The following is a 23,931-nucleotide window of genomic DNA, read 5'->3' as shown; positions in this document are numbered from 1 at the left end:
CGCTCACCGGCCGGCCGGGCCGAACGCCCGGTACGCCCGGCGCAGTCGTTCGAGCAGTCCCGGCCCGCCGATGGCCGGCGCCGGCGGGCCGAGCTGGCGCAACAGCAGATCCGGCCCGGTCGCCAGCCGGGGCGGGCGGTCGGGCAGCGGCACCGGTGGCAGCCAGAACCGGTCCACCGCCTCGGCCAACGGGGTCTCCGACATCCCGGCGAGCGCCCGCGCCGCGCCGGCCGGCGTCGCGACGTCGTGCACAGCGGACTCGACTTCGTCCGAGATGGACTCGCCGTCCGCGGGCGAGGTGGTTACCGGTCCGGGCAGCTCCGCACCGGTGGCCTCGGCGCGTCGGGCCCGGAGCCGCTCGAGCAGTTCCGCGCGAGCCCGACCGCGCCAGTGCAGCAGCTCGAACGGGTCCGCGTCGAACGCCTCGGCCAACAGGTAGAAGGTGGCCGCGAGGTGCTTGCAGGGCACCGCGAAGTCGGGGCAGCTGCACCGCTGGGTCAGCTCCTGCACGCCGGTCGGGAAGAGCGGTGCGCCGGCGGCGACGAACAGCTCCTCCAGCTCGTCGGGCAGGTCCCCGGCGAGCAGCCGGGCGCTGAAGAACGCCTGCCCCGCCAGCTCCGCCTCGATGCGGGACCAGAGCGCGGCCGGGAACGCCGCCAACGCGATGGAGACCTGGTACGGCTGCGGCCGGGAGCCCTGCACCACGGCGCTGACCAGCCCGGGCGCGATGTCGAGCCGGAGCACCTGACCGGCCCGCGCGTACGACCGCCCCCGGGTCAGCCGGGTGCCGAGCGCGAACGACTCCAGCACCTCCAGGAAGCGTCGGGACCACCAGGACTGGCCGATCGCGCCCCGGGCGCTGCGCGCCCGCAGGCCGCCGTCGACGCGCCGGGGTCGGCCGTAGTCGGCGAACCGGTCGGTACTCATCACTCCACCACCGCCCCGGCCTCCAGGGCGAACAGCTCGCGCAGCTGCCCGGTGGACAGTTCGGTGATCCACTGCTCACCGGTGCCGACCACCCGCTCGGCGAGGCTGCGCTTGTCGGCGATCAGCGCGGCCACCTTCTCCTCCACAGTGCCGGCGCAGACGAACTTGCGGACCTGCACCCGCCGCCGCTGCCCGATCCGGAACGCCCGGTCGGTGGCCTGGTCCTCCACCGCCGGGTTCCACCACCGGTCCACGTGCACGACGTGGTTCGCGGCGGTCAGGGTTAGCCCGGTGCCGCCGGCCTTGAGCGAGAGTACGAACAGCGGTGGCCCGTCCGCCGACTGGAACCGCTGCACCATGGCGTCCCGCTCAGCCTTGCCGAGCCCACCGTGCAGGAACAGCACCTCCCGGCCGAACCGCGCCGACAGGTGACCGCGCAGCATCGCGCCGAACTCGGCGTACTGGGTGAACAGCAGCGCGCGCTCCCCCGCCGCCAGCACCTCTTCCAGGATCTCGGTCAACCGGGCCAGCTTGCCGGAGCGGCCCTCCAGCGGCGAACCGTCCCGCAGCAGCTGGGCCGGATGGTTGCAGACCTGCTTCAGGCGCGTCATGGTGGCCAGCACCAGCCCGCGCCGTTCGATGCCGTCGCTGGACTCGATCCGGGCGAGCATGTCGTCGACCACCACCCGGTACAGGGCGGCCTGCTCGGCGGTGAGGTTGCAGAGCACCTCCATCTCCAGCTTCTCCGGCAGGTCGGAGATGATCGACGAGTCGGTCTTGAGCCGGCGCAGCACGAACGGGCCGGTGATCCGGCGCAGCCGCTCGGCGGCCTCGGCGTCGCCGTGCCGCTCGATCGGCTCGGCGAACCGCTTGCGGAACGTCGCAGCCGGGCCGAGCAGGCCCGGGTTGGCGAACTGCATGATCGACCAGAGGTCGGCGAGCCGGTTCTCGACAGGCGTGCCGGTCACCGCCACCCGCTGCCGGGCGGGCAGCGCACGAACGGCCTCGGCCTGCCGGGTCGAGGCGTTCTTGATCGCCTGCGCCTCGTCCACCACCACCCGGTGCCAGTCGATGCCGGCCAGATCGACGGCGTCGCGGGCGGCCACCGAGTAGGTGGTGAGGACCAGGTCCGCACCGTGCGCGGCTGCCGTGAACTCCGCCCCCCGGGCCCGCTCCGCCCCATGGTGTACGTGCACGCGCAGCCCCGGGGTGAACCGCGCCGCCTCCCGCTGCCAGTTGCCGACCAGGGACATCGGGCAGACCAGCAGGGTCGGTCCGGCGTCCGGCGGGTCCCCGGCCAGCAGCGCGAGCAGCTGCACTGTCTTACCCAGCCCCATGTCGTCGGCCAGTACGCCGCCCAGGCCCAGCGACCGCAGGAACGCCAGCCACGCCAACCCGCGCCGCTGGTACGGCCGCAGCGTGCCCGAAAAGCCCGGTGGCGGGTCGAGCGGGGTGAGTCGTCGCTCGACCGCACCGGCGAGCAGGTCGCCCAGCGGGCCGTCGGCGGTCACCTCCAGCACCGGCAGCGCTCCGGTGTCCTCGCCGTCGGCCAGCCCGAGGCGGAGCAGGTCGGCGACGGTCAGCTCGCCGGCCGAGCGGAGCAGGCGCAGCCCGGCGGCGAGCCGCCCCGGGTCCAGCTCCACCCACCTGCCGCGCAGGCGCACCAGCGGGGTCTTCAGCTCGGCCAGCGCGGCCAGCTCCTCGGCGGACAGCGGCTGGTCGCCGAGCGCCACCTCCCAGCGGTAGTCGACCAGGGCGTCCAGGCCGACCCCGGCGTCTGCGCCGGCCACCGTGCCGGGTGCGGTCCGGCTGCGGGCACGCAGTCGGGCGCCGAGCCGCGCCGACGGGCGCTGCCACCAGGAGGGCAGCAGCACCCCGAAGCCGGCGGCGTGCAGCACCGGGGCGCCCTCGCTGAGGAACCGGTGCGCTCCCTCGACGTCCAGCTCCATCGCCTCGGGGGCGGCGGTGCGCAGCGCGGCGTCGAGGTCCGGCCAGAGCCGGCTGGCGCGGCCCAGCTCGGCGAGCAGGGTCTCCTGGGGGCTGGCCGTACGACCGGCCAGGTTGCCGAGGGTCTGCGGCGCCCGCCAGACCTGCCCGGCGTCGACGTGCAGTCCCGGCTCGTCGGCCGCCTGCAACCCGAACTCCAGCCGCCATCGTCCAGCCTCGACCGGGCCGGGTTCGGCCGGGCCGGGTTCGGCCGGGCCGGCTGCGACCGTCGACGGCGCGGTGCCGGCCGGCACCGGGCGGGTGGCCAGGATCGGTTCGGTGACCTCGTCGGGTGCCGGTTCCACCAGGCGGAAACTGGCCCGGACGGGACCGCCGGCGGCGTCGCGCTGCCAGGCGTCGAGTTCGGCGCGGAGGGTGGCCAGCGCCGCCGGGTCGACGGTGAAGTCGCGGCGGGGGCCGGCGAGCGCCGCCAACCAGGCCGGCGCCGGCCCGCCCGGCCGCAGCCCTCGGGCCAGCGCGGTGGTCGCCAGGGCGGCCCGGGCGGCCGCGTCGGTCAGCGCGTCGAGCGCCTCCGCGACCAGCGCACCGGCGGTCAACCCGGTGCTGTCCGCCCCGGCAGCGGCCGGCGCGATCGCGTCCGAGGCGGCGGCCGGCATGGTGACGGCCGGCACGGTGGCGGCTCGGGCGGCTGGCGGCAGGGCCAGCGCAAGGGACCGTGCCCAGCCGGCGTCGGTGCCGGTCAGCAGCGGTCGCCAGATGGCTCGCGCCGGCACCTGGACAGCAGCGTCCGGCGACGATGCTCCGGCCGGGGTGCCGGCCGAATCCGTCACGTTCACCCCCGGGTCAGGCGTCGCCGTGGTGCTCACGCCGGGAAGGACACGGCCACGCGCCACCAGGTCGGCGGCGAAGGTGGCCAGCTCGGCCAGGTGCCGCAGGGTGGCCCCGGGCACCACCGGAAGCTCGTCCAGGGCGCGCAGCAGCGCAAGCGCGTCGTCCGGGGCGTACACCAGCGCGGGGACCCGCCACCCGGCCAGGGTGAGCCGACCCCGGGCCGTGGGCGCGACGGCGGTCCGGATCAGCTCCGGCGAGTCGGTCGGCGCGCCGGCCCGGGTGGGCAGGGTGAGCAGCACGGTGTCCGGACGGGCCGGTTCGGCGGCGTCGGTGAGGGCGGTGACCAGCGCGGCATGCCCGGCGGCGAAGGGGTGCGGGCGCTCGCGCGGCGGCCGGCCGGCGCGGCGCGGCGCGGCGGCGGGCGCCGCGCTGTCCTCGGCCCAGACCGCGAGGCCGGTGGTCGAGCCGTCGCCGGGCAACCACAGCCCGTGGATGACCAGCACGTACTCCCCCTCGTCGCCGCCCGCGCCCAGGATAGGCGGCGCCGGTCAGCTGGCGTCGGCGCCATGGTCGACCGGCGTGGGCCTGTTGCCCGCCGACTGACGCCACGCCGCCGACCGACGCCACCGCCGCTCCGCTGACGGCGTGGCGACCGCGCTGGGTCAGACGGCGCCGGACTCGCCGTCGGTCAGCTCCCGCAGGATGTCGGCGTGACCGGCGTGCCGGGCCGTCTCCTCGATCAGGTGCACCAGGATCCAGCGCAGCGACACTTCGCCGAGCTGCGGGTGCGGCACCACGTGGTCGAGGTCGAAGCCGGCGGCGACCGGTGCGGCCGAGCACCGGGGCGAGCGTCGGATCGATGGTCTGCTCCGCCATCTGCCGAACCTAGCGACGCGACGGCCGTCCCGCTGCCCGGCTATCCGCTGCGGGCGGCCGACGCGGCGGGCAGGATGGGCGCATGGCCTCATCCGTGCAGATCCTCCTCGTCGGCGGCACAGCGGACGGGCAGCGCGTCACAGTCGAGCTGGACAGCAACGGTCGCCCACCGTTGACCCACCACCACCTCGGGTCCGGTGGGCTGGCCGGCGCGGAGATCTACGAGCTGGAGTCCGCCGGCGAGGACGCCCGCGAGTGGTGCTACCGGTGGACCGGCGCGGCGGTGTGACCGGTGATCAGACCCGGGTGAGGGTCTGGCTACGGAGGCTGTCCAGCACGCCACGGGTGACCTCGGAGGTGCCTCGGGCCTGCTCGCAGACCTCGGCCACCCGCCGTGCGGTGGCCTCGGCGCGCTGTTCCCGCTCGTCCCAGAGCCGGTCGACCTCGGCCAGCAGTGGCCCCTCGACCTCCCGCTCCACGCCGCGCAGCGCCGGCACGCCGAGCCGCTGGGCCAGGTCGAAGACCTTGCCGGCGTACGGCAGTGGCAGGAACGGGGTGCCGACCATCGCCGCGAAGATCAGGAAGTGCAGGCGCATACCCACGGCCAGGTCGAAGTGGCGCATCAGCCCGAGCACCTGCTGCGGCGAGTAGGCGCCGTGCAGGATCCGCCCCCGCTCGGCCGCGATCATGTGGGACAGCACCCCGTGGGCGTGCCGGATGTCGTCGCGTTCCATCGGCACGAACAACACGTACGCGTCGATCCGGTTCACCAGGAAGTCACCGATCTGGGCCAGCAGCCGGTGGTAGCCGTCCACGTCGAGCCGTTCCGCGGCCCGTCCCGGCTCCCGCACGCTGATCCCGACCAGCCGCGTACCCGCCGGCACCCCCTCCTCGCGGAGCAGCTCGACCGGGAAGTCCTCCGGCTGCAACAGGAACGCCGGGTCGGCGGTGACCGTGATCGGGTTGAGCAGCCCCGCCTCCTCCAGCACCATCCGGGACTCCTGGTCGCGGACGGTCACCTGGACCGCGCTGGCGAGCGTTTCCCGGACCATTCCGGTGTCCACCGCGTCGCTGAGCGGCCCGACCCCCACCGCGTACGTGATCAGGGGCAGGCCACGTTCCTGGGCGACCCGGACCACCCGCAGGTAGCGGCGGGCCTCCCGGTCGTAGAGGATCCCGCCGCCGCCCAGGATGAGCAGGTCGAGCTGGGCGAGGATCAGGGCCGACTCGGTGCGGCTGACGCCCTCCCAGGGCACCGCCTCGACGTCGGGGTGGGCGAGTCGGGTGTGCTCCGGGTGGCGGGAGAAGACGATGATGCGGGCGTTGGGTTCCTGCCTGCGCAGGTCGGCGAGCAGGCCGGTGAGGATCGCCTCGTCGCCGAGGTTCCGGCCACCGTACGAGCCGAGCACACCAATGGTCAGTCCGGCACCGTGCGTCATCCGTCGCTCCTCCCCGGGTGCGGTCCGCCGGCGCGTTCCCGCTGGGCGGGTGAACAGTCCTGCCGAGGAGACTGCGCCGGAGGCGGTACGCGGCCCGCACAGCCCGCCAGCGCGGGTACGCCGAGACGGGTCAAATCCGCCGCCGTGAGCTGAATCGTCCGACCCGCGTGCCCGCTCCCCTGATGTGCCGGATACACCTCGATGACGGGGCGGCCCGACGAGCGCGGGCCGGCGATGATGGCAGGGTGTGGATCGCCCATGTCAGCGACAGCCACCTCGCCAACCCGGAGGGGGTGGCCACCTCGGTCGGCACCACCGTGGCGCTGCTGCGCGCCGCCGAGCACCGGGTCGTCCTGCACTGCCCCGGCCCGCTGACCCGACGGCACCGCCAACCGGGCGAAGTGCCCTCGCTGCCGGTGCCGACCCGGCCGTACCGGCTGGCGCCACCCCGGCCGCCGGACGCGCCGGTCGACGTGGTGCACGTCCACACCACCGGTCCGCTCGGCGTCGCCGGGCTGCGCTGGGCCGCCCGGCGGGGCGTACCCACAGTGCTCACCTGGCACACCGACCTGGTGGCGTACGCGGCGCACTACCCCGAGGTGCCGATCGGCGCCGCGTACGCCGGCCTGCGGCTGGGCCTGCGCTGGCGGGCCCGGGACCTGTGGGCGCTGGCCCGCCCCGGGCCGGCCCGGCAGGCCCGGCTGGCGGCGCTCGGGCGGTGCCTGCTGGCGCACACCAGCGTGCTGATCACCCCGTCGGCGAAGACCGCGGCGCTGATGGCCCCGATGGCCGGGCGGACCCCGATCGTGGTGCTGCCGACCCCGATCGCCGCGCCGGGTGCCGACACCGACGACCGGCGGCGGCTGCGGGCCCGGCTGGGCATCGCGGCCGACGCGCCGGTGCTGCTCGCGGTGGGCCGTACCACGCCGGAGAAGAACCCGGACCTGCTGCTGGCCGCGTTCGCCCGGGTCCGGCGCGAGCTGCCGGCGGCGCGGCTGGTGCTGCTCGGGGCGCGGCGGCACCGGCTCGCGGTCCGTCGGGTGGCCCGCCGGCTCGGCGTGGCTGACGCGCTGCACCTGCTGCGCCCGGTGCCGCACGACCAGGTCGGCGCGCACTACCGGGCGGCGGACGTGCTCGCGTTCGCCTCCACCACCGACACCCAGGGCCTGACGCTCTCCGAGGCCGAGGCGCACGGACTGCCCGTGGCCATGGTGGACGGCGCCCTGGCCGAGCGGCCCGGCACCGCCACCACCCGGCCGGTCGCCGAGCCCACGGCGGCGGCGTTCGGGGCGCTGCTGACCCGGCTGCTGACCGAGCCGCAACTGCGCGCCGCGGTCGTCCGGGACGGTCGGGCGGCGGTGGCCGCCTGGTCCGGGCCGCGTTACCTGGCCGAGCTGACCGCCCTGTACGCGACGCTGCGACCCGTCAGCGCAGCGGACGCGACGACAGCCGACCCACCTGGGCCAGCACCAGCGGAAGCTGCCATCCCCGAGGCGCGGCGAGGTGACGCGGGGACCAGACCGGCGCGAACTTCGCCTTGAACCGGCGCAGCCCCCGGAAGCGGTACCAGCGCTCGCCGTGCGCGTAGACCGCCCGGCCCAGCCGGCACAGCGGGTCCCCGCCGGTCAGCCCGGACAGCGGGGCCAGCCCCAGCTCGACGCTGGTCAGGCCCCGTTCCCGCGCCGCGTGCAGCACCTCGACGAGGAGATGGTCCATCGCGGTGGGTGGCGCGTCCGGGTGGTACCGCAGCAGGTCCACGCCCCACCGGTGCGGCGTCGGCAGGAGCGCGACGAAGGCCACCGCCCGGCCGCGCTGCCGCAGCACCGCGACCGGCAACCGGGCCAGGTAGCCGGGCACGAACCCGCCGAGGGAGAACGACATGTCCGGCCGCCCGGCCAGCCAGGCGTCCGAGACGGGGCGCAGCTCGTCGAGCAGGTCGGCGCCGGGCAGCACCGCGAACGACAGGTCGTCGCGGTGGGCCAGCCGCCGCCAGTTGCGGCGCAGCGCCCCACGCGCCGGTCCGGTCAGGGCGAAATCGGCGAGCGGTACGCTCGCCGACTCCCCCACCGGATGCACGGCGAGGCCCAGCCGGCGCAGCTCGGGCAGCAGGGACGCGCCGACGTGGTAGACCGCCGGACGCCGGCCCGCCCGTCGGGCCGTCGCGCAGAAATCGGCCAGCACCGCGTACCGCTCGGCGGCCGGCCCCACCGGCGGCCCGAGGGCGATCCACGAGCGGCCACACACCCCGTACATCAGGAAGCTGGCCCCGGACGGCGAGAAGTGGAACCGCTTGTCGCCGAGGAGCGCGAGCGCGGAGTCCGGCTCCCGGTCGACGTCGGCGGCCAGGATCGCCCGCACCCGGCGCAGTTGCTCGTCATGGCGTCCGTCGATGCGGCGATGGTAGCGTCCGCCGCGTGTCGGGCCGGGTCCTGCGGGTCAGCGTCGGCGCGGTGATCGCCGTCGGGCTGGCCCTCTCCGTGATCGCCGCGCGCGACGAGCCCGTCGAGCTGCTGTTCTACTTCACCGTGCAGGTCGACCTGGCCTACCTGGTGGCGCTGCTGGCCGGCGGCGGCGACCGGCTGCGCACCGCGCTCACCGTCTACCTGGTCGGCACCGCAGTGGTCTTCGTGCTGGTGTTGGCGAATCCGTGGAGTGGCTACGCGATGGTGGCGACGACCGACGCCCGGGGCCCGGTCTCCGACGCCGGCAACCTGCTGCTGCACGCGGTCGCGCCGCCGCTGGCGGCCGCGGAGTGGTTCGCCCGCCGTCCCCGAGCGGCACTGCGCCCGGCGTACGCGGTCAGCCTGCTCGGTTATCCGTTGGTGTGGCTGACGGTGATCCTGGTCCGCGGTGCCGTCGGCCGGGCCGACGACCGCTACCTCTACCCGTTCCTCGACGTACCCCGACTCGGCTACCCCACGGTCGTCCTCAACGCGCTGCTCTTCGCCCTGACCCTGCTCCTGATCGCCCTCACCGCCGTCCGCCTCACCCGGCGTCTCGGCTGACCCGGCCGGCCGGCGACCCGGCTGGTCAGGGTGTCGCCGGTGCCGACTCCAGCCGGTGTGCCAGTTGCGCCAGGTCGTCGAGGCGCAGATCGCCGTCGAGGCCCTTCAACGCTGCGGTCATCGCGCCGGCCGCGCGCCCCGCCCGCAGACCCACCTCGGCATCCTCGACGACCAGGCACCGCGCTGCCGACACGTCGAGCAGCTCGGCGGCCCGCAGATAGCCCTGCGGATCCGGCTTGCCCACGCGGACGTCCTCCACCGTGACCAGCACGGGCGCAACGATGCCGGCCGCGCCGAGTCGCGCCTCGGCCAGCCGGGCGTCCGCGCTGGTCACCACCGCCCAGGGCAAACCCAACCGGGCAAGTGCCATCAGCAGTACGTGGGCACCGGGGGTCGCCGTCACGTCGGACAGATCGTCGTACTGCAACTCCAACTGACGCGCTGCCGCCGCTGCGACCGCGACGTCGTCGAGCGGCGGCAGAAGCCGGCGAATGGTCTGATCGGCGGGTCTGCCGTGCGCGATCGCCAGCGCCGCCGCCGGGGCGACGCCGTATTCGGCGGCCCAGGTACGCCAGGCCCGCTCGACGGCGGCGTCGGAGTCGACCAGGGTGCCATCCATGTCGAACAGCACCGCGTCGATGCCGGACAGATCCACGACCACACTCCTCCACAAGCTCGTCTCAGGAGGATATGGGGCGAAAGTTTCGGCAACCGGGCCGGCCTCGACGACGTGCCCGCGAAGCCGCCCGCGCGGCGTTGGCCGCAGACCTGAGACGCGGACGGACCTGACGGTCGCGGTGGCGGAAAACAGACCTCGGGGTGCGAGCGAGGGGTCCGATGGCCGCCAGACGAGAGGGCGGCCCGGCGACATGATCGTTTGCATGACGACGACGACATGTGACCGCAGGGTTGCCCTGGTGACCGGTGGTTCGCGGGGCATCGGAGCGGGGATCGCGCTGCGCCTGGCACAGGACGGTGCCGACGTGGCGCTGACCTACCGGCACAACGCGGAGCAGGCCGCGACCGTGGTGAAACAGATCGAGGCGCTGGGCCGGCGGGCACTGGCCATCCAGGCCGACGGCGCCGACCCGACCGCCGTACGGGACGCGGTCGACCGGACGGCCGCCGAGCTGGGCCGGCTGGACATCCTGGTGAACAACGCCGCGGTGTTCCTGGTCGGCGCGATGGACGACCTCGGCACGGCGGAGCTGGAGCAGACGATCGCGGTGAACGTCCGGGCGCCGTACGTCGCCGCGCAGGCGGCGCTGCGGCACCTCGGCGACGGTGGGCGGATCATCAGCATCGGCAGCAACGTCGGTGAACGGGCCGTCTTCCCCGGGCTGGCCCTCTACTCGATGAGCAAGACCGCCCTGGTCGGACTGACTCGGGGCCTGGCCCGCGAGCTGGGCGCCCGGGGCATCACCGTCAACCTGGTCAACCCCGGGCCGACGGACACCGACGCCAACCCGGCGGACGGACCGAACTCGGCGGCGATCGCCGGCTTCACCGCCGTCGGCCGCTACGCTCGCCCCGCCGACATCGCGGCCACCGTCGCGCACCTGGCCAGCCCGGAGGCCAGCTACGTGACAGGTGCCGTGGTCAACGTGGACGGCGGCTTCACCAGCTGAGGACGCCTGGCGCGCCGGGTCACACCCGGCGCGCCCGGCCTCAACCATTTCCCGGGCGGGAGGCGTCTCTCCTGACGAGGGGGTGGGCATGACCGAGACGTTCCACGAGTTCGTGGTGCACCGTTCGCCGGCCCTGTCCCGGACCGCCTACCTCCTCACCGGCGACCACCAGCTCGCCGAGGACCTGGTGCAGACGGCCCTGGCCCGCACCTACCGGCACTGGCGGCGGATCCGCGACGGTGACCCCGAGGCGTACGTGCGGCGCGTCATGTACCACCAGCAGGTCTCCTGGTGGCGACGCCGCCGCCTCACCGAGCGACTCGAAGCCGAACCGACCGAACGGGCCGGTGCCGACCACAGCGACACCACAGCGCTGCGACTGACCCTCACCGCCGCGCTGCGCCACCTCACCCCCCGCCAACGCGCCGTCATCGTGCTGCGCTACTACGAGGACCGCACCGAAGCTCAGGTCGCCGAGACGCTCGGCTGCTCCATCGGCACCGTCAAACGCCATGCCCACGACGCGATACGCCGGCTCCGGGCCGTCGCTCCCGACCTGGTCGACAGCGCCGCGGAGAGGAGCATCCGATGACCGCCCGGCTCCGCGAGGCACTGCGTTCCACCGCCGAGGACGTGCCCACCTACCCCGTGTACGACCGCGCGCTCGCCACCGCCCGCCGCGACCGTCGCCGCCGGCTGACCGCCGCCGCCGGCGCCCTGACGCTGCTCGCGTTGGCCGGCGTCGCGCTGCCGTTGACCCGTACCCCCGCCCTCGACGCGGACGCCACCGCGGACGCCGCCCTGCCCGACCACATCGCCCTGCCGCCGATCGGCACGCTGCACGTCACCGACCGCCCCCGGATCGGCCCCGCGTCGGTCATCTTCGACGGTCCGGCACCACGTCTGCACGGGTGGAACGACGTGAACGTCGTCGGCGTCGTCGACGCGGACTCCGACCGCTACCGGATCATGCGGATGGGCGGGGAGTCGCTGGCGGGAGAGTCGGTCCACCTTTCCCCCGACGGCCGGTACGTGGCCCGGCCGGACGGAGACCAGGACGATCCGGGCGTCGAGGTCATCGACCTGGTCACCGGCCGCGCCCAGCGGCTGACGTCGCGGGTCGACCGCAGTGTGTGGAGCACACCGGCGGGCTGGTCCGCCGACGGCGGGTCGCTTGTGGTCCGCGACGACGTGCCTGTCGCGTTCGACGGGGCCACGTACACCACCGTGCTGAGTGCGGTGACCCTCGACGAGGAGCGTTGGACCAGGCTGGCCGCCGGCGCCCAGGAGGCGCGTGTCGGCTCGACCGTCGCCGCCGCGCCGGGCCGGCTCGCCTACCAGTACGGCCGCACGGTCGCCGTGACCGACCTCGCTGGCCGGGAACTCTCCTCGTTCGCACTGCCCGACGGGACCTGGCTCGCCGGCAAGGGCGCGTGGCGTCCCGACGGCCAGACCCTCACACTGGCCGCCCGGGCGGACACCACCGGGTGGACCCTGCGCCAGGTCGACCCCGCCAGCGGCCGGGACGTCGGTCCACTTCGCCTGCCCGCCGTGTCCGGGGTCGTGGCCATCCGGCTGCTCGGCTGGGCGCCGGACGGGTCGGCGCTGGTGGCGGCCTACCAGCCGGACCCCCTCGCCCCCGACCCGCCACTGGAGGAGCAGACGGCCCCGCCCACGAGCGACCAGCGCGTACGCACCGTGCGGGTGCTGGCACTGACACCCGGCGCCACCGCGCCACGAACCGTGCTGACCGCGCCGGACCAGGTGGTCGCCGTCGACGTCGCCGACCAGGTGGTCCGCAGCGGACGCGTCCGCGACGCGCAGCCACCCGGCGGGGTGGGTGGCCGGTTCTGGCTCTGGACCGGTCTCATCACGGTGCTGCTCATCGGGGGTGTGCTGTTCGGGAGCCGGCAGCGGATCGCGCTGTGGCTCGACGACCGGCGGGTCAGGCGGGCTCGGAGGCACGACTGACGCTGGCCGCCACCGCAGCCGAGACCGCTACTGTCGACGGCGGAGCCGATGCCACGACCAGGAGGACAGGCCGATGCCGAACACCTCGCGTGCGAGCCGTACGGCGGTCCTGGTCTGTCAGGGTCGCGCGGCTGCGGACGGCCTGATCGCTCCCGGCCGCTTCGCCGATCCGACGGCCCTGCCCCTGCTGCGTACCGACGAGCGGGAGGCCGTCCGGTGGGTACGCGAGGGCCTCGCTCCCCGGCCGTGGCGGCAGCGGGTCGACTACGAGACGGTGCGCGCCAACGCCGAGCTGATCGTGCCCCGTACGGTCGCCATCGACGATGCCGTACGCGCCCACCCGGGTCCACAGCTGGTGATCCTCGGCGCGGGGCTGGACGGTCGTGCCTGGCGGATGCCGGAACTCGCCGGGGTGACGGTCTTCGAGGTCGACCAGCCGGCCACCCAGCGCGACAAGCGCGAGCGCGCCGAGGGCCTGCCCGGCACCCCGCCGAGGTTCGTCCCGGTGGACTTCGGCCGCGACCGACTGGCCGAGGCGTTGGCCGATTCCGGGCACCGTTCCGACCAGGCGACGACCTGGGTCTGGGAGGGGGTCGTGCCATACCTGACCACGGCGCAGGTGACCGCCACGGTGACGGCGCTCGCCAGTTGCTCGGCGCCGAACAGCCGCCTGATCGTCAACTTCCAGCTGCCCGGAAGGTCCGCGGCCCTGGGCCGCCTCATCGCACGGCTGCTGGCGGCGTCCACCGGCCGGTCGAGCGTGTGGGCGAACGAGCCGTGGCGCTCGACCTGGACGCCCGCCGCCATGGCCGCCCTGCTGGCCCGACACGGCTTCACCGTCACCCGGGACCACGACCTGCTCGACACGGCGCGGGCCCTGCACACGCCCAGCCAGCACGCCAGGTCGCTGGCGCACAGCCGGGTGCTGGTCGCCGATCGCACCTGACGCCTCACCAGGGCGGGAACCGTCCGACGTTCGTGTTGATGCTGATGGGTGGGCGCGGCAGGTTTCGAACCTGCGACCCCCGCTTGTAAGGCGCTTTCGGCAAAGGTCGCCAACGTCCGCTGACGTCCAACGGGTTCGGCGTAGAGCCGACAGCCGTCCACGCTCGTCCGGCCTCAGCCGCCACCGTTGATGTCAGCCACGGATGTCAAGCCCAGCCCCTCAGGTCCCCGAAAACGGTCCCGGGCCTCCCGGATGGCTGCTGGCCCAACCGATGCCCCCGGGCGGTTGCTTCCACTCCGAGGCACGCCTCTTCGACAGGCCAGGCCATCGTTTACGCGCGGCCTGCCGACTGGCGCCTACCGCTGCGCCAAGCTCGGGATAGCCGGCACCGCACTGCACCGCTTCCTCGGCACTGGCGGACACGAGGTCAGCGAGAAGGCGACGCATCTGCTCACCTGCCGCCATCCGCGCGAGGTGAGCCCGCATCCGCTCGGCAGAGCTTGACTCCTGGGCAGCGCCGCCCCGGATATCCACATCAGAGTTGTGCAGCCGCTGCGCCCAGTCAGCGGCAACAGCACCCAGTTCCCGCCGTAGTTCCTGTCGCTCGTCAGACGTCAGCTCCCGCATGATCGGCTCCCTCGTCAGTGGCCTCCGACTCCAGAGTCCGCTCGACAACCAGGGTTGTCAACCGTCGTGGGCAGGTCAGAATGGGCGGGCGGTGGCGAGGGGGCAGGACAGTGTCGCCGCTGATCGCGTGCCGCAATTACCTCGACGTGGCCTACGCATGACGAATCGGTTCCGTACTCCTGCTCCAGCAGGTGCTCCTGCTGGTCGGCCGGCCGCCTGCGTCCGTGATCGTCCGCTCATGCTCGCTGGCTTGGCTGCTCCGTTGGCTGCTCGGCCGACGCCGCTCACAGCTGGTGCTCTTCGTCCCGTTAGCAGCACCCCAGGCACGCTTTCCAGGTCTGCTCGTCCCCGTACGCGCTTGACCGGGTCGGTTCGCTACCAAGGCGAACTCGACCAGTCGTTCGTCTACGGTCGCCCCCGCACGGTCACGAACGAGACGACAAGTGAGACGAAGGCACGAGGGTGGCGTCGCTGCTTGGCCTCGCGCTCATGGGATGTCAGTTGCCGCTGCCGTCGATCCGCGAGAGGTGCGAGCAGGTACGATCCCCGTCGGGAGACCGGCTGGACCTGTCCGCCGGCTGCGCTCACAACTTTGCGACTGCGTCCCCGAACTTCTTCGCCTGCGACGGTTTCACCTTCCCGGTCAGCCGCACCAGGATCCGACTGTCCGTCGGTCGATAGTGGTACTCGGTGCCGAGGATCTGAGCGCCCTTCAGGGCGTCCTGGATGTACGTCGATCGGGCGTCGGCGTCCCCTGCCGTCGCGAACACCTCGACCACCAGGCCGCGGTCGATGCCGTACTTCTCGGCGTCCTTGTCACCTCCCGGCACGTCCGCTGAGGCACGGGAGGTGTACTGCCCAGGGCGACCGAGCTTGTCATTGGGGTCAGTGTTCTCGTCCTGCTCGGCGGTATTCGACAGCGGAAGCCCAGCAGCGGTGAGAGCCCCGACCATGTCCTTGGCGCCCATCGCCGGCTTCTCGCTGGGGCTCACAGGGGTGGCCGGCGTCGTGGCACTCGCAACCGTCGACGGCCCTGCAGCGGCTGGAGGCTGGCTGTTGCCACAGCCTGCCAGAGCGAGGGCCAGAGCAGCGACGGCGCTGGTTGTGGCGAGCTGGGAACGATACAACAGGACCCCTTACGTGACTTGCCACGCAGAGGCCGCGCGACCTCGCCATGATCCACAACTCGCGTTGGTCACGCCATCGTCCGCGCGGTCGATCATCTTTCGGCTAGTCGACCGACAATCGGTCCGGCTGGTACGGGTCCAGCCGAGGAATCGGTGGTGCAGGTGGCCGGCGGGGACGTGGGCCAGGTTCTGGGCGGCGTCGACGAGCTGGCGTGTATAGGGCGAGCGACACCGGGGCCGGTCGTACTCCTCTCGCAGCTCTCGACTGACGTTCACCGGATTCGGCTCCGAGGCGACACCCGTCCGCACTCGTCCGGCCTCGGCCGCCGTTGGGGTCAACGACTGATGTCAGATCGCCGCTGCCGCAGCCGATGCTTCGAAGCCTCCGGACGAGCCTGGCCGATTTCGGTGGCGGGCAAGCCCCTCAGTGGGGCAATGTGGCCTGATGATCAAGGAGCAACCGCCGCCGGCCGCCCTCTCCTGGGCAGCCGAGGTCGCTGGCCCGGGTGCCTCGATACGGACAGTACGGCGACTCACTGGCGGGACCCATGCCGCCACCCACCTGCTCGCGACCACCGGGGACACCGCAGAGATCGTGCTTCGCCGCTACCCGCCCGGCGACATGGCCGCCGCAAAGGAGGCCAACGTGCTCGCAGCACTCGACGGCCTGGACGGCTGGGCGCCTCGGCTGCTGGACGCCGACCCCGACGGACGCCGCTTCGGCGAACCCGCCGTCCTGATAAGCCGGCTCCCGGGCCGCGCCGACATCACGCCCACCTCTCCGCACGCCGCAGCCGCCCAGCTGGGGCGGACCCTCGCCCGCCTCCACGCCTCGTCGCTTGCTCGGCTCGCCGGGCTACGCGACGGCATGGCGGCCGCGACGGCATCGTCCGCCCGAGCCGAACGCTCGGCTCCAGCGGCGGCGATTCTTGCCAACCACCGTCACCGCCTCGCTGAACAACACCCAGTTCTAACGCACTACGACTTCTGGTCAGGCAACGTGCTGTGGCACAACGGCACCCTCACCGGCATCATCGACTGGTCCGGGGCATCGCTAGCGCCACGCGGCTTTGACGTGAGCTGGTGCCGGCTCGATCTCGTCCTGCTACACGGCCCCGACGCGGCCACGGCATTCTTGTACGCGTACCAGGAGGCGGCCGGTGAAGCCGTCCCCGAGCTGGCGCTGTGGGACCTGTTCGCCCTCACGAACTCGCACCACTCCGTCGAAACCTGGCTGCCCAACTACCACGACCTCGGCCGCACCGACCTGACCGCCGCCGCTCTGCGCAAGCGCCACACGGCTTGGACCCACCAGCGTCTCGCCGCCTACCGGGGCCGCTGACCTGCGGAGGAGTGGGCCGCCAGGGACTCGAACCCTGAACCCCTCCGGTCGTCGTTTGATCATGCGGACTGCTTGCGCCACCGCCGGCGCCTTCGTCAGCCGCCAGCTCCGCCACCGTCGCAGCCGAACCATTGGCAACCGGGGACGATGTTGGCCTAGCCGTGGAGGTCACCCGCCTCGTTCCCGCCTCAGGCAACCTCACGGTCTACGGGCAACAGTTCTGGCTCAGCCCGACCCGGGCCGGGCTCCCGGTCACCCTGTGGGCCGACATCACCGTGGTCCACCTGCTTATCGACGGCATCCGACTCAAGACCGTCCCGTCCCGGCTCACCCTCACCCACTTGCGACGGCTTCTCGCCGACGACGGCCAACCGGCCGGACCACCACCGATCACCACAGGCACCGTCCGGGCCGGCGCCCCGATCGAGGTCGAACGGCTCGTCAACGCCACCGGCCTGATCAGCCTCGCCGGCCGGCAACACCCTATCGGCTACCACTTCGCCGGCAGGCGCGTCACCGTCCGACTCGACCGCGGCCTGATGCAGATCACCGCCGACGGGGTCCTGCTGCGCAGCCTGCCCAACCCGCTGACATCTGCCGAGATCGTCCGCATCCGCGACGCCCGCCCCGCCGGACCACCACCAACACCGGCACCCGAGCCGCTGCGGGTCGAACGCCGCGTCAGCTGCCGAGGAGCCCTGGTCATCGCCGGTCAACGCATCCACGTCGGCGTCGCCCATGCCGGAGCAACCCTCACCGTCGAAGCCGCCGACACCACCTTCCGCGTCCACGACGGCGACCAAATCCTCACCGAAGTCCCCCGCACCACCACCAGCCCATCGCCCGGTTCAAGGCCCGCAAGCCAGAACCAGCCCGACGCACCCCTACAGCACAACCCCCTGTGGAACTCTGAGCCCATGCAGGCCCCCGCCCCGCCTCAGGAAACAATCACGGCCGCCAACAGCCCAGACTGGTCAACCCGGGCCGCCGCAGGACAACAGCTCGCCGCCTGGGCCGACCAAGACGCCATCGCCGACATCCTCCAGCGGCTCCTCCTCGACCGGGGCGACACCGCCGTGGTCGAAGCGACATGCCTGGCCCTGCTACGCCGCAACGACATTCACAGCACCAGACTCGTCGCACGAGCAACCACCACAGCCACGGATCTCCTGACCGCCGGCCTCGACCACCTCGACCACCTCCACGCCGCCGTCGTGAACTACCTCATGCCCGAATGGCTCGGCCAGCTCAGCGGCACTGTGGACGACTTCCTCATCCTCTGCAACGCCCTGGCCCAAGACCCCGACTCCAGCACAGCAACCGGGGCCAGAGAACTCGCCAGCTGGGCCCGCCCGTAGTCCCGACAACCGAGCAGTCCCGCTACCCTGTCCCGCAACAAGATCGTCTAGCCGGACGTGTCACCCACGTCCGAGACTGATCTGTCACGGACGTCCTGAGACCCGACACCGCCGGCGGCCGGCTGTGTCGTGTCACGGCTGATGCTTGAAATTCGCGTCCCACCAGACGCTTGACATGATCCTCAGGACGATCCCGGAGGCCCTTACGGTCCGCGACAGGGCCGGCTCATCGCAGCACGAGCGCGGCGCTGATCAAGCGGTGCTGACGACCAAGACGACACTGCGCTGGCTCAGAGCCGAACCCATTCTCCGAGTCGTTCGGCTGGAGCACCTTCGATGAAGGCCGTGATCGCCGCCCTTGCCCTCGCCACGCTCAAGACGAAGTCACCCGAGAAGGTGCAGTCGCCGTCGAGCACCGGCACGTCGATGTTTCTCGTCGCGGGCAGCCCTCCATCCCCACGGAGTAGGCGGCAGTTTGACTGCTCGATGTCCCCGTCAAGGAGTGCCACGCGAGCCAGCGGGAATGTGCTTCAAAACGCGCTCGGGGAGGAACTGGTCGTCCGCAACGTCGCCAAGCTCGTCCAGGTCGAGACACCTGACTACGAGGTTGGCAAGGGTCTGACCATCGCACAGGCACAACGGCTGCTCGAAACCGTCAAGCCCACCCGCTGGCACTCCCTGTACGTCCTGGCGCTCATGCTCGGCCTCCGCCGTGGCGAACTGCTCGGCCTGCGATGGTCGGACGTCGACCTGGACGCCGCGACGCTGACGGTTAGACAGAACCTGGTTCGGGTTAGTGGCGAGCTGCGGGTCCAAGCGCCCAAGACTCGCCGGTCTCGGCGGACTCTCCCGCTGCCTCCTTCAGTCGTGGCGGCACTTCGGCAGCAACGGGCGAGACAGGCGGAGGAGCAGCTAGCGGCAGGCTCCTCCTGGGATGCCAGGCACCCGCCCGACCAGGCAAGGCGCTTGGGCTCAGGCGGGTTTTGCCTGGTCAGGTGGTGGTGGGCGCGGCAGGTTTCGAACCTGCGACCCCCCGCTTGTAAGGCGGGTGCTCTCCCACTGAGCTACGCGCCCGGAACGCCCCGTACGGCGGGCCGGAGGCTGGCAAGCTTACAGTGCCCACCGCCGGCCCGGGCGCACGGCGTACCCAATCAGGCGGCTTCGGCGATGGCCTTGCGCCAGCCCTGCTGGTCGCGGGCCTCGCCCGGACCGTTCAGCTCGGCGAAGCGCACCACGCCGGTCTTGTCGATGACGAACGTGCCCCGGTTGGCGAAGCCGGCCGCGTCGTTGAAGACCCCGTACGCCTGGGCGACGGCGCCGTGCGGCCAGAAGTCGGCCAGCATCGGGAACTGGTAGCCCTCCCGGTCGGCCCAGACCTTGTGGCTGTAGACCGAGTCGACGCTGACCGTCAGCACCTGGACGTCGTCGTTGACGTACTCGTCGAGGTTGTCCCGCACCTCGGCCAGCTCGCCCTGGCAGGTGCCGGTGAAGGCCAGCGGGTAGAAGACCAGCAGCACGGTGCGCCGGCCACGGAAGTTCGAGAGCCGGACCTCCTGGTTGTTCTGGTCCTTCAGCACGAAGTCCGGCGCCTCGGCACCAACCTCGACGGGCATGCGAACTCCTCGGGGTCGAGTCAGGGGGATGGCACGAGCCTGTCACACCCGGCGACGCGGACCGCCGGGCGCGCGAGGGGAAACGAGTCGGGCTACTTCTTGGCCTTGGCTCCTCGGCGCAGCACCAGGCGGGCGCCGCTCCAGTCCCGGCCGGCGTTGACGGTGGAGGTCTGCTGAAGGCCGGCGGTGGGCGCGGACTCCGCGACCTCGCTCGGCTCGACGTGCCCGTCACGCCCGGCCTTCGGCGTGAGCAGCCACACGACCCCGTTGTCGGCCAGCGGGCCGAGGGCGTCGACGAGCAGCTCGAAGAGGTCACCGTCGCCGTCGCGGTACCAGACCAGCACCGCGTCGACCACCTCGTCGGTGTCCTCGTCGACCAGATCTCCACAGCGGTCGGTCAGGGCGTCCCGGAGATCCTGGTCGACGTCGTCGTCGTACCCCATCTCCATGACGACCATCCCCGGTTCGATTCCGAACCGGTCCGCCAGGCTGCGTACCCCGTCGGCGGCCTGACCTGCGGTCGCGCTCACTGTCGCGTGCCTCCTCATCTCGTCCCTGCTCGCGGCGCCGGAACCGACGCCGTCAGGCAAAGTCCACACAGTTGTGCGTCCCCGCGCAAGTGGCGCACCGGGTGGAACGGAATTTACCGTGCCAGCAGCGTACGGGCACCGTCGGTAATGGCTTCCTCGGAGACCAGAACCTGGCGTGCCGCTGGACCTAATGGTACAAACGAGTCAACTCCGGCTACTCGGCGCGCCGCACCGACATATCCGGCGTCGACCAGCGCGGCGATCACTCCTTCGCCCACCCCGCCGGATCGGCGTGTCTCGTCCACCACCAGCACCCGGCCGGTCGCCGACGCCTCCCGGATGATGTCCGCCACCGGCAGCGGGGCCAGCCAGCGCAGGTCCACCACCCGGGTGCCCACCCCCTCCTCGGCGAGGACGGCCGCGGCCCGCAGCGACATTCGCACGCCATTTCCGAAGGTGATGATGGTCAGGTCGTCGGCCGAGCCGACCCGGTAGACCCGGGCCCGGCCGATCGGCACGTGCCCCGTCACCCAGGCGCCCGGCTCCGGATACCCGGCCAGCCACTCCCCGTCGCCCTCGGCGTACAGGTCGCGGGTGTGGTAGAGCGCGATCGGCTCCAGGAACACGCAGACGCTGCCGTCGACCGCCGCGCTGGCCAGGCAGGTCCGCAGCATGGGCGCGGCGTCGTCCGGCCGCGCCGGCACCGCGACCACCAGACCGGGCACATCCCGCAGTACGGCCACCGAGTTGTCGTTGTGGAAGTGCCCGCCGAACCCCTCCTGGTACGCCAGCCCGGCCACCCGCACCACCATCGGGTTGCGGAAGGCGCCCTGGGAGAAGAACTGCATGGTGGCCGCCTCGCCGCGCAGCTGGTCCTCGGCGTTGTGCAGGTACGCCAGGTACTGGATCTCCGGCACGGGGAGCATCCCGGCCAGCCCGGCACCCAGGCCCAATCCGAGCACCGAGGTCTCGTCGAGCAGGGTGTCGAAGACCCGGGCCGCCCCGAACCGGTCGCGCAGCCCCTTGGTCACCCCGTACACGCCGCCCTTGGCTGCCACGTCCTCGCCGAAGACCGCCATCTGCGGGTGGTCGAGCAGCCCGTCGGCGAGCGCCGCGTTGATGCTCTGCGCGAGGGTCAGCGGGCCGGCCAGTTCCGGCGGCTTGCCCCCGAACGCCTCCGCCCGGGCGCCCGCGCCCGGGCCGCTGGCGCGGGCCGCCGCGTCGGCCACCGCCCGCGCGACCCGTACCGGCCGGCGGGGGGCCAGCGCGGACACCACGTCGGCCGCCGAGGTCAGCTTCGGCTCGCCCAGCACCTCCTCGGCGAGCCGGCGTACCTGCCAGCCCGTCTCGTCGTACCGGGCCAGCAACTCCTCGCCCGTCGCCACGCCGGCGTCGACGAGCAGCCGGGCGGTGGCGACCACCGGATCCCGGTCCAGGTCCGCTGCGAGTTCCGACGGGCTGCGGTACGCCGACTCGGCGTCCGCCCCGGCGTGCCCCATCAGCCGGACGGTGCGCAGGTGCAGCACGGCCGGCCGCCGGTGCCGGCGTACCCAGGCCGCGGCCTCCGCCGCCACCGCGTACGCCCCCACCGGGTCCGCCCCGTCGGCGGCCAGGTAGCGGATGCCCGGCCTGGCCCGCAGCGTCGCCTCCACCCAGCCCTCCGGCGAGCGGACGCTGATGCCCAGCCCGTTGTCCTCGCAGACGAAGAGCACCGGGATGCGCAGCCCTGCGTGGTCGTACCAGCCGGCGGTGTTGAAGGCGGCGCTGGCGCTGGCGTGGTTGACCGAGGCATCGCCGAACGAGCAGACCACGATGGCGTCCGGTGGCCACGGGGCGTGCTCGGCGCCGGCCCCGCTGCCGACCCGCACTCCGGCGCCGGTGCGCCGTCCGGCGCTGTCCAGCCGCCGCAGCCGCTCCACGGCCAGTCCCATGCCGACCGCCCGGGGCAGGTGCGAGGCGATGGTGGAGGTGGTCGGCACGATGGCCAGGTCGGCCCGGCCGAACACCTTGTGCCGGCCGCCGGCGATCGGCTCCTGGCTGGAGGCGACCATCCCACGCAGCACGTCCCGGGCCGCGCCCGCGTACGCCGCGAACCCGCCGGCGGGCGGCGGGGAGCCGGCCTCTTCGGGCTCGGTCGTCTCCGCTTGTGGAACCGCGTCGGCGTCGGGCGTCGGTTCGGCGGTGGTCTGCGCGGCGCGCACGCAGTAGAAGGCGCCGGAGCGGTAGTGCAGCAACGCCGGGTCGGTGGGGCGCAGCGCGGCGGCGACCGCCGCATTGCCCTCGTGCCCGGCCGAGCCGATGGTGTAAAAGCCCTCCCCGAAGCTGCGCAGCCAGCGGCCGGCCAGGTCGAGCTGCCGGCTGGTCACCTGCGCGTCGAACAGATCCAGCAGTTGCGCGCCGGTCAGCGGGGCGTCGTCGGTGACCGGGTCGGCGGGGTCACGCCGCCGCTCGGCGGCGGGCAGCGCCGCCAGCGTCTCCCGGAACCGGTCGTCGAGATCTTGCGGGGTGGTCACGTCGCACAGCATTACCGACGCAAGCCCTGGTCGCCCAGTGGGACACGGCTGGCGGCCGTCCGCTCACTCCGGCCCGCAGGGCTCCGGGCAGCCACCGTCGGACACCTTCCACACCAGGTCGCGCAGGGTGTCCAGCTCCCTGTCGGTCAGCCCGGCCAGGAGTCGGGAGTCGGACATCACCTCGGTCACCCGGTCCCGCACTTCCCTACCCCGGGCTGTCACCACCAGCGTCTTCTGCCGCCGGTCGACCGGGTCGGTGCGACGCTCGACCAGACCGGCCTGCTCCAGCCTGTCGACAAGCGCCGTCACGTTCGACCGGTCGCAGCCGAGCCGCTCGGCGAGGTCGCGGGCCGGCAGCGGCCGGTCCGGGTCCAGCTCGTGCAGCGCCCGGGCCGTCGCCGGGGTGAGCCCCAGCTCGGCGAACGCGACTCCCTGCCGGTGCCGCAGGGAGGCCGTCACGTGTGCCATCCGGCGCACCACGTCGGCGGCCAGGCCGGCACGGTCCGCCGGCTCACCCGTTCCGGGAACGACCCGCTGCGCCACCCCGACATCGTACGACCACGCCGCCCCCTCCCTCCCGCCTCGCCCCGCCCTCCCGCGCCCTCCCGCCCTCCCCCGCCCTCCCCCTCCCGCGTCGGTCCCTTCCGCGTCGATCTAGGGAGGATTGCCGTTGATAGAGATCAACTGACGGCAATCCTCCCTAGATCGACGGGGCCGGGGGTGGGGGCGGGGGGAGGGGGGGAGGGAGGGCGGGAGGGCGGGCGGGCCGGGTGGGGGTCAGGCTGGGAGGAAGGAGAAGCGGACCTGGCGGACGGGATTGTCGCCGTTGGTGTCGACAAGGCAGAGCGACTGCCAGGTGCCGAGGGCGAGCCGGCCGCCGAGCACCGGCAGCGTGGCGTACGGGGGGACGAACGCCGGCAGCACGTGGTCCCGACCGTGCCCGGGCGAGCCGTGCCGGTGGCGCCAGCGGTCGTCGGTGGGGAGCAGGTCGTCCAGCGCCCTGAGCAGGTCGTCGTCCGAGCCGGAGCCGGTCTCGATGATCGCCAGGCCGGCGGTGGCGTGCGGCACGAAGACGTGCAGCAGACCGTCGCCCTCGCTGGAGACGAACCCCTGGGCCTCGGCGGTGATGTCCCGGACGGCCGGCCGGGACCCGGTCTGGACGGTGATCACGTCACTGCGCATACGTCGCATTCTGCCGCAGTACCGGCTCAGGAACCGCCGCCACCGCCACCCCAGCCGGAGTCGCCGCCA

At 73.1% G+C, this 23,931-nt stretch carries 19 protein-coding genes, 1 tRNA gene and 4 pseudogenes; 10 read left to right on the top strand and 14 right to left on the bottom strand.

Translation table 11 applies throughout. The features are described from left to right. Positions 1 to 3: 3 nt before the first annotated feature. The 4 genes and pseudogenes from GA0070607_RS20215 to GA0070607_RS20205 all read right to left on the bottom strand — a co-directional run. Positions 4 to 927: an SWIM zinc finger family protein gene (locus GA0070607_RS20215; protein ID WP_089019599.1), complete on the bottom strand. Its 924-nt coding sequence runs from the start codon at positions 925 to 927 to the stop codon at positions 4 to 6. Next, positions 927 to 3,659: pseudogene (locus GA0070607_RS20210) on the bottom strand (DEAD/DEAH box helicase); the annotation flags it as partial. The gene GA0070607_RS20215 and the pseudogene GA0070607_RS20210, both read right to left, overlap by 1 nt. Positions 3,660 to 3,737: 78 nt before the next feature. Next, a pseudogene (locus tag GA0070607_RS34165) lies at positions 3,738 to 4,208 on the bottom strand (ATP-dependent helicase); the annotation flags it as partial. Between the two features lie 159 nt (positions 4,209 to 4,367). Continuing rightward, a pseudogene (locus GA0070607_RS20205) lies at positions 4,368 to 4,529 on the bottom strand (mycothiol transferase); the annotation flags it as partial. Positions 4,530 to 4,663: 134 nt separating this feature from the next. On the opposite strand from GA0070607_RS20205, the gene GA0070607_RS20200 reads away from it, so the two are divergent. Beyond that, positions 4,664 to 4,870, top strand: a complete 207-nt coding sequence (locus tag GA0070607_RS20200; protein WP_089019597.1) for a hypothetical protein — start codon at positions 4,664 to 4,666, stop codon at positions 4,868 to 4,870. A gap of 7 nt (positions 4,871 to 4,877) precedes the next feature. Here the strand turns inward: GA0070607_RS20200 and GA0070607_RS20195 are convergent, their stop codons facing one another. Next, positions 4,878 to 6,020, bottom strand: a complete 1,143-nt coding sequence (locus GA0070607_RS20195; protein WP_089019596.1) for a polysaccharide pyruvyl transferase family protein — start codon at positions 6,018 to 6,020, stop codon at positions 4,878 to 4,880. Between the two features lie 245 nt (positions 6,021 to 6,265). Between GA0070607_RS20195 and GA0070607_RS20190 the strand changes: the two genes are divergently transcribed. After that, complete coding sequence (locus GA0070607_RS20190; RefSeq protein ID WP_172899069.1) at positions 6,266 to 7,561, top strand: glycosyltransferase; 1,296 nt, start codon at positions 6,266 to 6,268, stop codon at positions 7,559 to 7,561. On the opposite strand, the gene GA0070607_RS20185 is transcribed toward GA0070607_RS20190, so the two are convergent. Continuing rightward, positions 7,446 to 8,378 (bottom strand): GNAT family N-acetyltransferase, encoded by a 933-nt coding sequence (locus GA0070607_RS20185; protein ID WP_157743188.1) that lies wholly within the window; start codon positions 8,376 to 8,378, stop codon positions 7,446 to 7,448. The genes GA0070607_RS20190 and GA0070607_RS20185 overlap by 116 nt on opposite strands. 56 nt (positions 8,379 to 8,434) lie before the next feature. Between GA0070607_RS20185 and GA0070607_RS20180 the strand changes: the two genes are divergently transcribed. Next, on the top strand, positions 8,435 to 9,025 hold the full coding sequence (locus GA0070607_RS20180) for a Pr6Pr family membrane protein (protein ID WP_089019593.1): 591 nt from the start codon (positions 8,435 to 8,437) through the stop codon (positions 9,023 to 9,025). 25 nt (positions 9,026 to 9,050) lie between these two features. On the opposite strand, the gene GA0070607_RS20175 is transcribed toward GA0070607_RS20180, so the two are convergent. Beyond that, on the bottom strand, positions 9,051 to 9,680 hold the full coding sequence (locus GA0070607_RS20175) for an HAD-IA family hydrolase (protein ID WP_089019592.1): 630 nt from the start codon (positions 9,678 to 9,680) through the stop codon (positions 9,051 to 9,053). A gap of 226 nt (positions 9,681 to 9,906) precedes the next feature. On the opposite strand from GA0070607_RS20175, the gene GA0070607_RS20170 reads away from it, so the two are divergent. The 4 genes from GA0070607_RS20170 (at position 9,907) to GA0070607_RS20155 (ending at position 13,570) form a co-directional block, all read left to right on the top strand. Then, on the top strand, positions 9,907 to 10,653 hold the full coding sequence (locus GA0070607_RS20170; protein ID WP_231930053.1) for a 3-oxoacyl-ACP reductase family protein: 747 nt from the start codon (positions 9,907 to 9,909) through the stop codon (positions 10,651 to 10,653). Positions 10,654 to 10,741: 88 nt separating this feature from the next. Next, complete coding sequence (locus GA0070607_RS20165) at positions 10,742 to 11,245, top strand: SigE family RNA polymerase sigma factor (protein WP_089019590.1); 504 nt, start codon at positions 10,742 to 10,744, stop codon at positions 11,243 to 11,245. After that, a complete protein-coding gene (locus GA0070607_RS20160) occupies positions 11,242 to 12,624 on the top strand; it encodes a hypothetical protein (protein ID WP_089019589.1) in 1,383 nt (460 codons plus the stop codon). Before GA0070607_RS20165 ends, GA0070607_RS20160 begins: the two co-directional genes overlap by 4 nt. A gap of 73 nt (positions 12,625 to 12,697) precedes the next feature. Beyond that, the gene (locus tag GA0070607_RS20155) at positions 12,698 to 13,570 is read left to right on the top strand and encodes a class I SAM-dependent methyltransferase (RefSeq protein WP_089019588.1); all 873 of its coding nucleotides are present in this window, start codon (positions 12,698 to 12,700) and stop codon (positions 13,568 to 13,570) included. Positions 13,571 to 14,781: 1,211 nt separating this feature from the next. On the opposite strand, the gene GA0070607_RS20145 is transcribed toward GA0070607_RS20155, so the two are convergent. Continuing rightward, a complete protein-coding gene (locus GA0070607_RS20145) occupies positions 14,782 to 15,165 on the bottom strand; it encodes a hypothetical protein (RefSeq protein WP_157743187.1) in 384 nt (127 codons plus the stop codon). A gap of 604 nt (positions 15,166 to 15,769) precedes the next feature. Here GA0070607_RS20145 and GA0070607_RS20135 point away from each other — a divergent pair. From GA0070607_RS20135 to GA0070607_RS34160, 3 genes and pseudogenes are all read left to right on the top strand, one after another. Then, positions 15,770 to 16,666, top strand: coding sequence for a phosphotransferase family protein (locus GA0070607_RS20135; protein WP_089019585.1), 897 nt, complete (start codon positions 15,770 to 15,772; stop codon positions 16,664 to 16,666). A gap of 161 nt (positions 16,667 to 16,827) precedes the next feature. Then, positions 16,828 to 18,024, top strand: a complete 1,197-nt coding sequence (locus GA0070607_RS33445; protein ID WP_231930051.1) for a hypothetical protein — start codon at positions 16,828 to 16,830, stop codon at positions 18,022 to 18,024. A gap of 336 nt (positions 18,025 to 18,360) precedes the next feature. Further along, positions 18,361 to 18,864 (top strand): annotated as a pseudogene (locus GA0070607_RS34160) (hypothetical protein); the annotation flags it as partial. A gap of 159 nt (positions 18,865 to 19,023) precedes the next feature. On the opposite strand, the gene GA0070607_RS20110 reads toward GA0070607_RS34160, so the two are convergent. The 6 genes from GA0070607_RS20110 to GA0070607_RS20085 all read right to left on the bottom strand — a co-directional run bounded on the left by GA0070607_RS20110 (position 19,024) and on the right by GA0070607_RS20085 (position 23,862). After that, a tRNA-Val gene (locus GA0070607_RS20110) sits at positions 19,024 to 19,098 on the bottom strand. Positions 19,099 to 19,175: 77 nt separating this feature from the next. Further along, the gene (locus GA0070607_RS20105; protein WP_089019582.1) at positions 19,176 to 19,637 is read right to left on the bottom strand and encodes a peroxiredoxin; all 462 of its coding nucleotides are present in this window, start codon (positions 19,635 to 19,637) and stop codon (positions 19,176 to 19,178) included. A gap of 92 nt (positions 19,638 to 19,729) precedes the next feature. Then, positions 19,730 to 20,167 carry a DUF3052 domain-containing protein gene (locus GA0070607_RS20100; protein WP_007463483.1) on the bottom strand — a complete coding sequence of 146 codons (438 nt, stop codon included), beginning with the start codon at positions 20,165 to 20,167 and terminating at the stop codon, positions 19,730 to 19,732. 113 nt (positions 20,168 to 20,280) lie between these two features. Further along, positions 20,281 to 22,692 carry a thiamine pyrophosphate-dependent enzyme gene (locus tag GA0070607_RS20095; protein WP_089019581.1) on the bottom strand — a complete coding sequence of 804 codons (2,412 nt, stop codon included), beginning with the start codon at positions 22,690 to 22,692 and terminating at the stop codon, positions 20,281 to 20,283. Positions 22,693 to 22,743: 51 nt separating this feature from the next. Further along, a complete protein-coding gene (locus GA0070607_RS20090; RefSeq protein ID WP_408630843.1) occupies positions 22,744 to 23,223 on the bottom strand; it encodes a MarR family winged helix-turn-helix transcriptional regulator in 480 nt (159 codons plus the stop codon). Positions 23,224 to 23,457: 234 nt separating this feature from the next. Then, positions 23,458 to 23,862, bottom strand: coding sequence for a YjbQ family protein (locus GA0070607_RS20085; RefSeq protein WP_172899068.1), 405 nt, complete (start codon positions 23,860 to 23,862; stop codon positions 23,458 to 23,460). Between the last annotated feature and the right edge of the window lie 69 nt (positions 23,863 to 23,931).

Origin of the sequence: Micromonospora coriariae, assembly GCF_900091455.1 — a bacterium.
GTDB lineage: Bacteria > Actinomycetota > Actinomycetes > Mycobacteriales > Micromonosporaceae > Micromonospora > Micromonospora coriariae.
This window is presented reverse-complemented; position numbering and strand designations above follow the sequence as displayed.